We start from the raw sequence: 12,281 nt of genomic DNA on the forward strand, positions 1-12,281 counted from the left end.
CTAGCGGGAACTTTTTCTTTGCGCTTTGCCGTTTTCTCGCACGGCCAGGGTGTTTCTCTTAATCGACGTCAACTTGACGCGATTGCGCAGCCGATACTGATAATATCGGGGGGGCTCGATTCAAATTCCATGGAAGCACGATGAATCCATTGGTTGTTGCGCCGCTAGCAATCGGAGCGGCCGGTATCGCCGCCCATACCGCCTCGAAAATCTCTGGCGCCAGCTTTGGGCAACTCCTCTCGCTCGGAGAAAAACCGGTCGCGCCAGCGGCGCAGACCGAAGCCGACGAAAACCAATCGACGTCCGCACTTGATTCTCTCTTCGCGTCGTCCGGCCAATTGAGCGGCGATTCCGTCGAGGAACTCTCGTCGGCGACTGACAAGCTTGTGCAAGAGATCGAAGCGGCGATTCGCCAATTGCTCAACGACGAGGGAATCAATCCCAGCTCGGAGTTCCAGCTGACGATCAATGATCGCGGCGAAATCGAAGTCGATGGCGCAGGAACCGCCGACGATGCGCTCGCCAAGCTGATTAACGGCGACGCGTCGCTCGCTAACAAGATTCGTCAGGCCGCCGCCAATCGGAGCCTGTTGGAAACGGCCGCTGAGCATCAAGACTTCTCCGCCGCCGCGGGGCAAGAATCGCAGACTTCGATCGACGCCTACCAGGCCCTGTTCGGAGAGAAGAAGGACGGTCGCCCGCAGTTCACCTTCCGTACTGACGAAGGCCTATCGCTCGACCTGGCCTAACGCGAGTTGCTCGACCAAGCGTTCTACCGCTTGTTCGGCCGTCCGAATGCAAAGGGGGACGCCAACCCCATGGTAGGCGTTGCCGACCAGCGCCAAGCCGGCATGCTTCGCGGTCAGTTGTTCGATCCGCTCGACCAGTTCGAGATGACCGACATGGTACTGCGGCATTTGCGCCGACCAGCGACGGACCGCGAACAATTGCGGCTCGCCGGAGAGACCGATCAGGTCGGCAAGCTCTTCGGTCACGATTTTCCGCAACTCTTCTTCCGGCAACTCGTTCATTTCCGGATGACATGCGCCCCCAACGAACGTCCGAATCAGCACCGAGTCGTCCGGCGCTCTCCCCGGAAACTTGTAGCTCGCGAAGCTGGTCGCCAAGATCCGGCGGTTCTCCACCTCCGGCACGACAAAGCCGAACCCGGCGATTGGACGAGCGATTTGCTCCTTCCGAACGCCCAGCAGCACAATCGCACATCCGGCGTATTGGATCTTCGCCACCTCGCTGGCCAGCGGCGCGTCGAAAGATTGCATAATTTGCGACGCCGCCGGAGCAGGGGCGGCGACCACAACGCCGTCAAACGTCTCGGCGCCATGATCGGTCGTCACGATCCAAGGACCATCTTCCTGGCGATCGATAGAACGTACCGGCGCGTTCAAGCGAATCGATTCGCTCGGGAGGCGCGCCGTAATCGCATCAACGACCGCCGACATCCCGCCTCGCGGAGCGACGAACATCGAGTACCGCGCTCCACCGTCCGATTTCCCTTCGCTGGCGATCCGCTTGCGCATGCCGCGGATCAGTCCGCCATGTTTCCGCTCCATCTCGACGAACTGCTTCATCGTGGCGGCGACGCTCAGCTTTTTCGGATCGGCCGTATAGATGCCGCCGATTAGCGGTTGCACCAGTCGATCGTACGCTTCGCTTCCCAGGCGTCGCACGACGAAATCGTGCAGACATTCATCGCTCGTTTCCTTTCGTGACGGCACGAAGTATTCCCACGCGAGTCGCAGTTTCCCTCCCCATGACAGAATTGGCGACCGCAAGATCGGCCACGCCTTGCCCGGCGCCATCAGCAAGAACCCTTCCGGCACTTCGATCAGCTTGCCGCGGCAGACGACGTACGCCTTGCGCAGCGCGTCATTGGTCTGCAGCAGGTCTCCTTCGATCCCCAAGCGGCGGCAGAGATCGAGTCCCCACGGCACGTTGGTGATGAAATTGTCGGCGCTCTGTTCGACCAGGTAATCCCCTTGCTGCTGCGTCTCGAGCACCCCACCTAAGCGCTCGCCGGCTTCGTACAGAACGATCTCGGTCTTCGGGGCCAGTTCTTGCAGGCGAAAGGCCGCCGCCAATCCGCTGATCCCGCCGCCGATGACGGCAATTCGTGAAGGTTTGGCTGCGGCGGCGTCCAAGGGGAGATCTCCAGGCGGGTTACGTAATCTTTTAGTGTAACAGATCAGGAAAAGGACGCCCCGTAGGGTGAAAAGAACCGGGAAAAACGACCAATTGGTTGCGTCCCTCTCCCTAGATAGTTAGGTTGCAAGGTACTCCTCCAGCGGATACTTCACTCCACCCTCAGCAGCGGGCCTGTTGCCAGGATTGCGCACCTCACCGCGGCTGACTTTCTGAGGTCTCCTCATGTTTCGGCTCTACGTTGGCATGCTGTCGGCGATGGTGTGCTTCTTCGCAATGTCGCCGCAGATCTACGCTCAATTTGGGGGCGGATCTGGCGAGCGATTGGGCGACGGCGGAGGTTTTGGCGGGGGCTACGACCTCTATAACCGGCAGCCCACGCCGCAAGTCCCGTCGGTTCAGTTGACGGCCGACTACGTCAATCAGCCGCTGCCGAGGCTTGACCAGCGCCGCGCAATGGAGACGAAACTGCAACAACGGGTCAACTGTCAGTTCACCGACATGCCGCTTAACGTTGTGATCGAGCGGCTAAACGCCCAAGCAGGCGTCTCGCTCTACCTGAACAATCGCGCGCTCGAAGATGTGGGGCTATCGCCCGACGTTCCGGTGACGTTCAACCTCCGGCAGATCCGTCTACGTACGGCGCTGCAGCTAATGCTGCGAGAACTCGATCTGACCTACTTGCTCGACAACGAGCGGATCGAGATCACGACGCCGGAGGATGCCGAGGACGAATTGCGAACCCTTTACTATCCGTGCGATGATCTCATGACGAAGTACGAAGAACATGGCTTCGATTTCGATTCGGTCATCCAGCTCATCACCACCACCGTCGAACCGGAAAGCTGGGAAGAGCTCGGCGGGCCAGGTTCGATTCAGCCGCTCAACGGCGGCGTCGTCGTGGCGCAGACCGATGAGATCCACTACCGGATCGCACGCTTGTTTGGCGCGCTGCGTCGCGCCAAGGCCCTCTCCAACGACGACTACGATCCGACGGCGATCGAAATGGGAAGTCAGCGGTTTCACCGCCAGCAGATCGAAGGGAAGCTCTCGATCGTCATGCCGGATCTGGTCGTGAAGGATATGCCGCTGGAAAGATTCGCCCACATCGTGACGCACCGAACCGGCGTGCAGATTTATTTCAACGTTCGGGCGCTGGAGGACGTCGGACTCTCGACCGATGTTCCGGTGACCGGATCCTGGAACAACACGACGGTCCTGTCCGCCTTGAAGGATATCTACTCGCAGTTGGAATTGACCGGCGTCTATTGCGACGACCTCTTGGAAATCACGACCCCGGAAGACGCCGAGAGCGAACTGAAGCGACGGGTCTACCCAGTGCGCGATTTCTTCGCCGCCGAAAACTGGGTTCCCGGCGGCGATCCCTTTGACTCGTCGGTGACGGGGAGACGCAAAGCGCAGCGACACTACGTCGCCGACTATGATTCATTGATCGGGATCATCACAACCACCATCGATCCCGACGCCTGGGAAGAGCTGGGGGGACCGTGCGCCGTTCAACCTTACGCCGATTCTGACGCGCTCGTCATTAGCGCCACCGACGAGATTCATGGCAAAGTGGATCAACTGTTTCGTGAAATCCGCGCCGGCAGAGTCTCGCCAATTCCCGAGCCGGAAGAGGACGTGCCGCAAGGAGCGGCTGCGCTTCCCACCAGCGACGAGATCGTCGATCGGACGCATCGCGTCGAAGGCGAATTCGATCTGCGCCGACTGACCGAAATCTCCCAAGAACTGCAGCGTGCGATCGCCCCCGGCACGTGGGATGGACAAAAGAAATACATCGTGACGCTCGGAACCAATCAGTTGGTTGTGCGGCACAACGCGCAGGTCCAACGCGATATCCGGATCGAACTCCGCCGCATCGCCCTGCGAAATCGGCCCGCCAGTCCGATCCAAGCGAATCAGTATGGCGCCGATCCTTTCGCGCCCCGCACGATGCCGGGCGGAGGAGAAGGAGGCTTCTTTCAACCAAACGACAACAACCGTGATCCCTTCGGAGGCGACGGCGGCGATCCGTTTGGCGGCAGCTCAAACGATCCGTTCGGCGCCAGTAATCCATTCGGCGGAGGCGACTCGGATCCCTTCGGCTCCTCGTAACTAGCGGTCTGTCAGCTCTCTCCTCTTCGGAATGGTGATTTATGTCTCGACTTCTGCTTCTGCTGACGTTGGCCGCCAGCATGCTGGGCTGCCAACCCGCCCATGCCGAAAAGCCGCCGGTCACGCTTGCCGAAAACTATCTGCAATCCAGCGACCAAACGGCGGAGCAAGACGCAAAAGTCCGTCAGCAACTTGCCGCCGCAGCGCGGATCGACGTCGTCGATACGCCGCTGAAGGATGTCGCACAGCTCTTGAGCAAGACGTACGGCGTCGATATTCAATTGTACCATCGCTCGCTCGAAGACGTCGGCCTCAGCCCCGACGTTCCGATCACGCTCTCCATGGAAAAGGTTTCGCTTCGCAGCATCTTGCGGCAGATGCTGCGCGAACTGGAGCTCACCTACGTCGTCGAGGCTGGACGGCTCCTCATTCTGACCCCGGAGGCGGCCGAGGCGAATTTAACGGCAGTCTACTATCCCTGTCCCGAGCTGATCTATTACGACGGGCCAGAATACAACAGCGAAGTCCAGCCTGACTATGACAGCCTGATCAACGTGATCACTTCGACCATCGAGCCTGAGGCTTGGACCGAGGTCGGAGGTCCGGCGCCGGTCTATCCGCTCGAAAATGGTCTCGTCCTGGAACAAATGGAAGAAGTTCACGCGAAAATCGCCGCTCTGTTGGACGCCCTGCGAACCGCCAAGTCGCTTCCCAACGCAGGCTATGATCCGACGCCGATCAACGTATCGCCCGACGGCGACGAACGCTTGCCGGAGCTGCGCGCGTCGCTCGACAAACGCGGGACACGCTCGTTTCAAGATGTCCCGCTCGTCGAATTCGCCGCCTACTTGCACCAGCTCACCGGTTCGTCCGTGCTGATAAATCGTCGCAGCCTCGAAGATGTAGGCGTGTCGCCCGACTTGCCGATCACCTGCGATCTCGGCGACGCGTCAGCTCGCGACCTGCTGCAGTATCTCACGCGAGAATACGAGCTGACCTACGTCCTGGAGAACGAGTCGATCGTCATCACGACGCCGGAAGACGCGGAGAGCGCACTACTGGTGAAAGTCTACCCGGTCCGCGATCTGGTCGCCAAACGCGAGAAGAAACCGGCCCGGCAACGGTGGCCCTACTTCGGCAACAATCTCGTCGAAGGCTACAGCTTCGAATGGAAAGAGCCTGACTACGACTCGCTGATCACGGCGATCAGCGCCGGCGTCGATCCAGATAGTTGGGAGAACATTGGCGGCCCGGCGTCGATCATGCAACTCGAAAACGCGGACGCCCTCGTGATCTCGCAAACGGTGCAAACGCACGAAAAGGTAGCTCAGCTCCTGCAAAACGTGCGTCGCAATCGGAAACCCCGTCCCGCTTCAACGCCGGAAGCGGAAGCGAAGCTCAACGAACCGGTCCTCCTCCGCTATCCCATTCCGCTAGAAGATCCGAGCGAATTTGAGATCAACGCGGTGGCCGAACTCCTCCGCAGCGAAGTTTCTCCCGCCAGCTGGAACGATCCCGACTACTTCCTCAAGACGGTCGGAAAGAAGGATCTGTTCATCAAACAGACGCCGGAGATGCACGCCAAAATCCGCGAGTGGCTGAATCAAATCTACCCGAAATCTGGCTACGCCAATCCGTCTCAACAGACGCCAGGTACGGTCGGCGGATTTGGCGGCGGCTTTGGAGGAGGGGGCATGGGAGGAGGCGGAGGCTTCGAAGGTGCAGGGGGCGGCTTTGGCGGAGGCGGCTTCGGCGGCGGCGGAGGAGGATTCTTCCAGGTGGACGACGCCGCGAGCAAGAAAGCGGAATAGAAACCTCGTTTATCGAGAACATTCTGATTCACCGCGCAGCTAGGTTGAGTCTCTGGTTGCGAGTAGTTCAGACTTTCGCCTTCTTGCGTTTTCCAGCGCCAAGAGTGAGACTGGGCTTTTTCGCAGAGACTCTCCCCGCGGCGGCTGCAGCGTAAAGTTGGAATCGTGAAGATCGGATCTACAGAAATCGTCGATACCTTCGCCGAAGCGTTCGGCATGCGGTATTGCCGCGTGATCGTGACGGCGCATGATCCGCATTGGCTCGAAGCGGCGACCCGCGAGTTGTGCGGTTACGGCAGCTCGGTGATCGCCTGCGATGCGGAGGTCGGCGTCGAACGTTGGCTTGGCCCGGCCGAATCCCCCGATGGTCGCGCCGGAGCGGTCGTGATGGCGTTCGGCTTTTCGACCGACGCCTTGGGCAAAGCGATCGCCAACCGGATCGGCCAATGCGTGATGACCTGCGCGTCGACCGCCGTTTTTGATGGAATGCCGGAGGCGGAGGAAAAAGTTCCGCTCGGCAAGCAGCTCCGCTTCTTTGGAGACGGCTTTCAGAAAAGCAAAGTAATCGCCGGCCGTCGCTATTGGCGAATTCCGGTGATGGATGGCGAGTTCCTCTGCGAAGAGTCGCTCGGCGTCGCCAAAGGAGTCGCCGGCGGCAACATCTTGATCCAAGGCGCCGACCAGGCGAAGACGCTTGACGCCGCCCGCCGCGGAGTCGCAGCGATCGACCAAGTCGCGGGCGCAATCACCCCATTCCCCGGCGGCGTCGCGCGCAGCGGCAGCAAAGTCGGCTCGCGCTACAAAGGGCTCCGCGCGTCGACGTCCGATCCCTACTGCCCAACGCTCCGCAGCCGCACCGAGTCGAAGGTGGTCGAAGGGGCCAACTGCGTGCTCGAGATCGTGATCGACGGCGCGAGCGAAGCGGCGGTCGCTGCCGCGATGCAAGCGTCAATGCATGCGGCCGCCGGCGAAGGGATCTTGGCGATCTCGGCCGGCAACTACGGCGGCAAACTCGGCAAGTTCCATTTTCATTTGCACGAGCTTTTGGCGTAGGTCAGGCCCCGCAAAACACTAGCCCGCAGCGCAAGCAAGGGAATGCGGTCGCAAGCAAAAATGGCGTGCAGAAGCTTCAGTAGGACACGGTAAAACCTCTCACTAACCCGAGGCGCAAGCCGAGGGAAAGCGGCCTCCACTCCAGGATCCGACAAGCATGTTAAAAAACTGGCTGGGGTGCGGTTGCATTGCCGTTTCAATCTTGTTTTTCTTGCTCATCGGCGCGCTATGGGTTCTCTTCTCGCCTGGCATCCGCGTGACCGTGCAAAACGTCGGCACAACGCCGATGCAGGATGTCGTCTTGCACGTCACCGGCAATGATTACCCGCTCGGCGATCTTCCCCCCGGCGCAACCGCGCGGGCGAGAGTGAATTCTACGGGAGAGTCGGGCTTAGAAATCGAGTACGTCGACCCCAACGGCGACCTACAGCGATTGAACGCCGGCGGCTACTTTGAGCCCGGCTACCGCGGAACTATCCGCGTCAAAATCGAGGACGGAGTGATCGTCGAAAACCTGAAAAACTTGTAGCCAAACCCAAAACTAGCCCGCAGCGCAAGCAAGGGAATGCGACTGCAAGTTAATGACGAAACCTCTTTTATTCGTCATTTGCCCCACGCATTCCCTTGCTTGCGCTGCGGGCTAGTATCGGCGTTTCCTTGTCTCATCTTTGTCTATTGACAAAGCGCACGGATTTCGGGTCGACTACCCCGTGGGCAGGAAGGAATCTCTCGTCGCCGCTGCGACGCGCCTCGCTCGATTACGAGCCAGTGGTCGGCATCGTCGGCCTGTTTGTCGAATCGCGTAAAACTCGTGACCAACGTCGCGTTTGCGCTCCCGCTGCGCGCAAACCCCGGACTGCGAAAAAGGGGTCAGGTCTCTTTTTCGCCGCAATGTCTAACAATCGAAAAAACGTAACCGCGAAAAAGAGACCTGACCCCTTTTTCACCCCAGCGCCCCTTCTCAAACGGAAAGAACCAACCGATGAAACCACGCTCCGCCGAAAAACTCGAAGCGGCCTGGTTGGCCTGCATCTTGTCGCAACCCGAATTGCTGGACGACTACGAACTGCCGCCGGGCGCTTTTCAACTTCCGTGGCATGAGGACCTCTATTCGACGCTTTGCACCGCCCGGATGCGTCGCTACGACGAAGCGGAAATCGTCTGGCGATTGACGAGCGCCGGCTATGACGAGCGAGAAGCGACGCAGCTGCTCCGCAAGATCTGGCGCAGCGAGCGCGACCTGAGTTCGCTTCCTCGTTATACGGCGGAGTTGGGGAAGCGGGCGGCGCAGCAGGCCGCGGCGCTTCTCTCGCTGCGCCGCCACAACGAAATCGTCGCGTTGAACGTTTCGCCGCCGCCGTTTGAAACGCAAAGTTTTTCCCAGCTCCTCCAGTCGGCCGAAGCGACCGAGTGGTTGTTGCCGGGACTCTTGGCTCGCAACTCTCCAGGCGTCATTCTCGGTCCTGGCAAAACCTTGAAGACGTCGTTGGCCGTTGATTTGTGCGGGGCGCTAGCGAGCGGGGGCAAGTTTCTCGGCCAGTACGAGGCGACTCGGCCTTATCGCGTTGGTTTTGTGAGCGGCGACGATCGACAGGTATTGCTTGATCTTGCACGGCGGTGGAGCGACGCGTCAAAGCCCGACCGCAAGCGGCTCGACGACAACTGGATTTGTTCTCTCTCGCTCGCCGATCTCGCCAGAGACGAAAACCTTCATGAACTGCAAAAGTGGATCTGGAAGAATCAGCTGGAGGTGGTGTTGCTCGATCCGCAAGAGTTGCTTCCGCTGATGAGCAAGCGGAAACAGGCCGAACTCTTGCGCACGATCACACGGCTCTGCTTGGAATGCGGCGCGACGCCGCTCGTCTGTTGTCAGACCCGCAAATCGCTTCCGCTACGCGCGATGCAATACGCTGACTTGCAAGCGTCCGGCTGTGAGGCGTTCGCGCGGCAATGGCTGCTGGTGAACCGTCGCCAGGCCTATCAACCGGGCAGCGGCGCGCACCAACTCTGGCTCACCTTCGGGGGCGACGCCGGGCACGAAGGAGTCGTCGGCGTCGATATCGCAGAAGGGAATCTGCAAGATCCCGGCGGCAAACGCTGGGAAGTCAACCTCCGCGCACCTGAAGCGATCGAGCAAGAGAGTGCGCAGCGGACGCACGAAGAAACGGAAGAACGCCGCAGCGACACAATCCGCAAGGCAATCGGTCAACTACCGGAGTCGCACGCCAGCAAATCGCAAATCCGCACCCAAGCCGGGATGAACGGACCACGCTTTACCGCGACCTGGAATCGGATGATCGCCGCCGGCGAAATCGAACCGGTGCCTGACAGCGCCGCCAAACATCAAAGCGCTGTCCCGAGGTTCCAATTGACCAGGGCGCCACAAGAAAAAAACGAACCTGATCCGGTCCCAAAAAATACTAGCCCGAGGCGCGAGCCGAGGGAATGCGTTGGCGAATGTCTAATGACCAATGACTAATGTCTAAGGCCAAGAGGCAGAGTGAAAAAAGAAGCGGGTCCGGTCCTAATTCGTCGCTCACGAACTCTTATCTGCGCCAATCTGCGAACATCTGCGGTTTACAAAAGCACCGCCGGAGTTGATGGAACCGCAGATTTGCGCAGATGGTTTTCAACGATCAAGTCGCACCCCAGAAAATGACGAGTGCGGGTCCGGTCCTAAAAAAACTAGCCCGAGGCGCAAGCCGAGGGAATGCCGTTGCAAATGTCTAAGGACCAATGACGAATGTCTAGAGGCGGTACCGCCTTTCTGATTCGTCATTCGCGATTCGACCTTCGTCATCCGCTTGCAGGCGCATTTCCCTCGCTTGCGCTTCGGGCTACGATTGGGCCGCGCTTACGCTTCGACTTCGAAGATCGCTTCGACTTCGACAATGATGTCGCCGGGGAGGCTGCTGACGCCGATGGCGCTGCGGGCGGCGACGCCGTTGTCCGGTCCGAAGACTTCGGCCATTAGGTCGCTGAAGCCGTTGATCACGGCCGGCTGGGCGGTGAAGTCGTCGACGGCGTTGACCATGCCGAGGGTTTTGACCAAGCGTTTGATTTTGTCGAGGCTGCCGAAGTGGGCCTTCAGCGTCGCGAGCATCGCCAGACCGGTCTGACGCGCGGCGTCGTAGCCCGCTTGTTGATCGACGGTCCGGCCGACTTTACCGGCCAACAGCGATCCGTCCGATTTCAGGGGACCGTGACCCGAGACGTAGGCCAAGCCGTTGTGGACAAGGACCGGCTTGTAAACGCCCATCGCCTTCGGGGCAGGGGGGAGTTCCAACTTCAATTCGGTGATTTTGGCTTCAGCGCTCATCGTCTTGGTCTCTTACGCAGGATCGAAAATGGTTCGAAAGTCAGCCGGGAGTATAACAGCGCCAGCGACTGGCAGAAACGGGCCGCAGCCCGGCGTTTGCCGAAGCTGGGCGGCTGTTTGCGCACGGCCCCGTGTGAGCGAAAACTGCGGTAGTTTTCGAGGCAAAATCGAACGCGCGTGATGCGGCGAATCTTCACCTTGCTCGCTGCGCAGGCTAGAATGCGACCTTCTCACAGTTCGAGATCTCGACGCTTGACGACTTCGTTTCCATTCAAAGAGGGCCCGTGATGCCAGCGATGTTCAGCCTCTCGGTGATGATGTTTCTCCAGTTCTTTATCTGGGGGGCGTGGTACGTCACCGTCGGTAACTATATGTACTCACGGGGGATGTTTGACGAAGTCTCGTGGGCTTACACCGTCGGCCCGATCGCCGCGATCATTTCTCCCTTCTTCTTGGGGTTCGTCGCCGACCGCTACTTTGCCACCGAAAAGGTGCTCGGCACGCTCCATCTGCTGGGCGCAGTCGCGATGTTCGCCGCGCCATTTGCAGCCGGCGTCAGCCCGACGCTGTTCATCATCGTGCTGCTGCTGCACATGCTTTGCTACATGCCGACGCTCGGTCTGACCAACACGCTGGCGTTTCATAACATTACGAACCAGGAAGTGCAGTTCCCGATTATTCGCGTCTTCGGGACGATCGGCTGGATCGCGGCGAACATCGTCGTCAGCAAGATCTTTCAGGCCGACACCTCGGAACTGCAGTTTTACGTGACCGGCGGCGCCGCCGTGGCGCTCGGCTTTTTCAGTTTCATGCTCCCCCACACGCCGCCGCCGTCAGCCGGCAAGGCGGTCACCTTCCGCGAGATTATGGGGGTCGACGCTTTGGCGCTGATGAAGGAACGTTCGTTTGCCGTCTTTATCGTCAGCTCGTTTTTGATCTGCATTCCGCTGGCCGCTTACTACGCCTACGCTCCGGTCTTCGTCGGCAAGGTTGGGTTCACCAGCCCGGGCGCTTGGATGTCGATCGGCCAGGTTTCGGAAATCGTCTTCATGCTGCTGATTCCCGTCTTCTTCGCCTTCTTAGGGGTGAAGTGGATGTTGTTCGTCGGGATGTTCGCGTGGGTGCTGCGATACGGGTTGTTCGCGGCCGCCGCCGACAGCAACATGTGGCTGTTGGTTTTGGCCGGCATTGTGCTGCACGGCATCTGCTACGACTTCTTCTTCGTGACCGGGTTCATCTATACGGATAAGAAGTGTTCTAAGGAATTGCGCGGTCAGGCCCAGGGCTTCCTCGTCTTTGTGACGCAAGGTTTGGGGCTGGGGATCGGCGCCAAGCTGGTCGGCATGCTGGTGAAGATGAACACGCCGGCCGAAGCGCTGGCGATGCAGGACCAAGCGCAGGCCTTGACGAAAGAAGCGTACGGAATGACCGATTTGGCTGCCGCCGCGGAATTGCAGGCGAAAGCGGGAGAATTGGCCGGTCAAGCGGTGCAGATGATGAACTGGCAGATGATTTGGCTGATTCCGTGCATCTTCGCCGGAGTGGTGATGATCCTGTTCGGCTTGTTGTTCTACGACAAGGCGGCCGACCAAGGGACGATGGAAGCCGAAGATGAGGCTCCGGCGCCGGCGGCGCATTAAATAGAGTATCCGTAGCCGGCGGAAAGCGACTTTCTGCGTGCTGCGGCGACGAAAAACGAGACTTAAAAAAAGAGGTTCGTTCGTAGGGCGAGCCTCTTTTTTTGCACCTATTGGGAAGTTCTCCAGCGGGCTTTTTCGCGGTTTTCCTCGAGAAAACAGGGGAAAAACAGGCTCGCCGAA

At 59.6% G+C, this 12,281-nt stretch carries 9 protein-coding genes; 7 read left to right on the forward strand and 2 right to left on the reverse strand.

All coding sequences use genetic code 11. The features are described from left to right. Window positions 1-140: 140 nt before the first annotated feature. Window positions 141-749 (forward strand): hypothetical protein, encoded by a 609-nt coding sequence (locus LOC68_RS04465; RefSeq protein ID WP_230216185.1) that lies wholly within the window; start codon window positions 141-143, stop codon window positions 747-749. Here LOC68_RS04465 and hemG read toward each other — a convergent pair. Further along, complete coding sequence (hemG, locus tag LOC68_RS04470; RefSeq protein WP_230216187.1) at window positions 729-2,159, reverse strand: protoporphyrinogen oxidase; 1,431 nt, start codon at window positions 2,157-2,159, stop codon at window positions 729-731. The genes LOC68_RS04465 and hemG overlap by 21 nt on opposite strands. Window positions 2,160-2,385: 226 nt before the next feature. Here hemG and LOC68_RS04475 point away from each other — a divergent pair, with 226 nt between their 5' ends. The 5 genes from LOC68_RS04475 (at window position 2,386) to LOC68_RS04495 (ending at window position 9,621) form a co-directional block, all read left to right on the forward strand. Continuing rightward, window positions 2,386-4,278 carry a hypothetical protein gene (locus LOC68_RS04475; RefSeq protein WP_230216189.1) on the forward strand — a complete coding sequence of 631 codons (1,893 nt, stop codon included), beginning with the start codon at window positions 2,386-2,388 and terminating at the stop codon, window positions 4,276-4,278. A gap of 41 nt (window positions 4,279-4,319) precedes the next feature. Continuing rightward, a complete protein-coding gene (locus LOC68_RS04480; RefSeq protein WP_230216191.1) occupies window positions 4,320-6,089 on the forward strand; it encodes a DUF4974 domain-containing protein in 1,770 nt (589 codons plus the stop codon). 165 nt (window positions 6,090-6,254) lie between these two features. Beyond that, window positions 6,255-7,142, forward strand: coding sequence for a formylmethanofuran--tetrahydromethanopterin N-formyltransferase (gene fhcD, locus LOC68_RS04485; protein ID WP_230216193.1), 888 nt, complete (start codon window positions 6,255-6,257; stop codon window positions 7,140-7,142). A gap of 157 nt (window positions 7,143-7,299) precedes the next feature. Beyond that, window positions 7,300-7,671: a hypothetical protein gene (locus tag LOC68_RS04490; RefSeq protein WP_230216195.1), complete on the forward strand. Its 372-nt coding sequence runs from the start codon at window positions 7,300-7,302 to the stop codon at window positions 7,669-7,671. Window positions 7,672-8,124: 453 nt separating this feature from the next. Further along, window positions 8,125-9,621 carry an AAA family ATPase gene (locus LOC68_RS04495; protein WP_230216197.1) on the forward strand — a complete coding sequence of 499 codons (1,497 nt, stop codon included), beginning with the start codon at window positions 8,125-8,127 and terminating at the stop codon, window positions 9,619-9,621. A 375-nt stretch (window positions 9,622-9,996) separates the two neighbouring features. Here LOC68_RS04495 and LOC68_RS04500 read toward each other — a convergent pair whose 3' ends face one another. After that, on the reverse strand, window positions 9,997-10,461 hold the full coding sequence (locus tag LOC68_RS04500) for a RidA family protein (RefSeq protein WP_230216199.1): 465 nt from the start codon (window positions 10,459-10,461) through the stop codon (window positions 9,997-9,999). A 287-nt stretch (window positions 10,462-10,748) separates the two neighbouring features. Here LOC68_RS04500 and LOC68_RS04505 point away from each other — a divergent pair, with 287 nt between their 5' ends. Then, complete coding sequence (locus LOC68_RS04505) at window positions 10,749-12,101, forward strand: MFS transporter (RefSeq protein ID WP_230216201.1); 1,353 nt, start codon at window positions 10,749-10,751, stop codon at window positions 12,099-12,101. Window positions 12,102-12,281: the final 180 nt, after the last annotated feature.

The sequence above is a fragment of the Blastopirellula sediminis genome (genome assembly GCF_020966755.1).
Classification (GTDB): domain Bacteria; phylum Planctomycetota; class Planctomycetia; order Pirellulales; family Pirellulaceae; genus Blastopirellula; species Blastopirellula sediminis.

Coding starts and splice junctions, on each gene's coding strand:
- LOC68_RS04500 (WP_230216199.1), bottom strand. CDS start 10,461: ATGAGCGCTGAAGCCAAAATCACCGAATTGAAGTTGGAACTCCCCCCT.
- LOC68_RS04480 (WP_230216191.1), top strand. CDS start 4,320: ATGTCTCGACTTCTGCTTCTGCTGACGTTGGCCGCCAGCATGCTGGGC.
- LOC68_RS04505 (WP_230216201.1), top strand. CDS start 10,749: ATGCCAGCGATGTTCAGCCTCTCGGTGATGATGTTTCTCCAGTTCTTT.
- LOC68_RS04465 (WP_230216185.1), top strand. CDS start 141: ATGAATCCATTGGTTGTTGCGCCGCTAGCAATCGGAGCGGCCGGTATC.
- LOC68_RS04495 (WP_230216197.1), top strand. CDS start 8,125: ATGAAACCACGCTCCGCCGAAAAACTCGAAGCGGCCTGGTTGGCCTGC.
- LOC68_RS04475 (WP_230216189.1), top strand. CDS start 2,386: ATGTTTCGGCTCTACGTTGGCATGCTGTCGGCGATGGTGTGCTTCTTC.
- LOC68_RS04490 (WP_230216195.1), top strand. CDS start 7,300: ATGTTAAAAAACTGGCTGGGGTGCGGTTGCATTGCCGTTTCAATCTTG.